Origin of the sequence: Bradyrhizobium campsiandrae, assembly GCF_014529705.1 — a bacterium.
In the GTDB taxonomy this organism is placed as follows: Bacteria; Pseudomonadota; Alphaproteobacteria; order Rhizobiales; family Xanthobacteraceae; genus Bradyrhizobium; species Bradyrhizobium campsiandrae.
Window position 1 is genome coordinate 1 of record NZ_JAANIH010000162.1, and the last position, 998, is coordinate 998.

Annotated in this window: 1 pseudogene; it reads left to right on the top strand. The window is 64.7% G+C overall.

What is annotated here, in order from left to right:
• Positions 1 to 624: 624 nt before the first annotated feature.
• Positions 625 to 941, top strand: a pseudogene (locus tag G8O24_RS42490) (DUF736 domain-containing protein).
• The last annotated feature ends 57 nt before the right edge of the window (positions 942 to 998 follow it).

Consider the following 998-nt stretch of genomic DNA (forward strand, 5'->3'; position numbering starts at 1 on the left):
GTGGCCGGCGCCCGTGAATCCGTTCCGAAGGCGATGCGGCACATCAATCCAGTCGGATCAGTCGCCGTTGCGGCGGGACCAGATCAGCGTGAAGCAGGCGTCGACGCCCTGGCGTTCACCAGCGAGGGTAGCCTGTGACGGGCGTATCGAACGTCGCTGACATGGAGATTGCGAACTGGGCTTCGCCGGTCTTGGTCGGGGCGCGCCAATCGCGCGCCGCGATGCTCATTCATGCTCCGTCGTTCACTGCTTCGCGCCTTTGCTTTCGTTGATGCGCGGGTGCAAGTCCTTGTCCGAGCGGTGCTGCTGTGTCCTTGCGCGGCGACGATGGCCGCAGTCATGGTGGTCTCCATCGGTCTGTTTGATGGGCGCGTCCCACGCGACCTCGAATGGACGGATCAGGCCCGAGGGCCGGCTGCGCCTCGATCGCCTTCCCGCAACGGCTCGGCCTGCTTTTTTCCCCTGCCGCGAAGGGGCGGCATTCCTCGCGGGAAGACAAAAAAGCCGGCTGCCGCCGTCCTCCGCGTTGCTGCGGGCCTTGCGGCTGCGGGCCGATCGCTCCCCGGGCCAAGGACCGCCATCGAGGCTGCGATGGTCGCGGCCCGACAACAGCACGGAGACACCATGGCTACCATCGGAACCTTTACCGCGGCGGAAAACGGCTACACCGGATCGGTCAAGACGCTCACCCTCAACGTCAAGGCGAAGTTCGTCGCGACCGAGAAGGACAACGACAAGGCGCCCGATTTTCGCATCTTCGCAAGCTCCACTGTCGAGTTTGGGGCTGCGTGGAAGAAGACCGCGCGGGACAGCGATCGCGAATATCTCTCGGTCAAGCTCGACGATCCGAGTTTTCCGGCTCCGATCTATGCCTCGCTGGTGAACGCCAGGGCGTCGACGCCTGCTTCACGCTGATCTGGTCCCGCCGCAACGGCGACTGATCCGACTGGATTGATGTGCCGCATCGCCTTCGGAACGGATTCACGGGCGCCGGCCAC